Origin of the sequence: Vibrio splendidus 12E03, assembly GCF_000272105.2 — a bacterium.
Taxonomy (GTDB): domain Bacteria; phylum Pseudomonadota; class Gammaproteobacteria; order Enterobacterales; family Vibrionaceae; genus Vibrio; species Vibrio splendidus_I.
In genome coordinates this window covers 1-216 of record NZ_AJZD02000290.1, presented here as the reverse complement: position 1 = coordinate 216, position 216 = coordinate 1, and the positions used below count along the sequence as shown (strand labels likewise).

Sequence of the window (216 nt, the reverse complement as noted above, 5' to 3'; positions counted from 1 at the left end):
AACGCCTGTTACCGCTTTACCGTTACGGAGTCTTTGTTCGATATCATCGAATAAACCAGCGTAGTGGCAAGCTTTGAGATAACCGCGTTCATTTTCCTCCATGTTGGCTTCGCACTTAGAGCAAAACTCTTGGTCACACTCATGATGGCCACAGTGAGTACAATCCAATGAGTAAACTGAATTAATGCAACCACCCAGTAACTCATCAAATTCACG

Annotated in this window: 1 pseudogene; it reads right to left on the bottom strand. The window is 44.0% G+C overall.

Annotation, left to right across the window (positions count from 1 at the left end):
- Positions 1 to 216 (bottom strand): annotated as a pseudogene (locus tag A142_RS25000) (hypothetical protein); the annotation flags it as partial.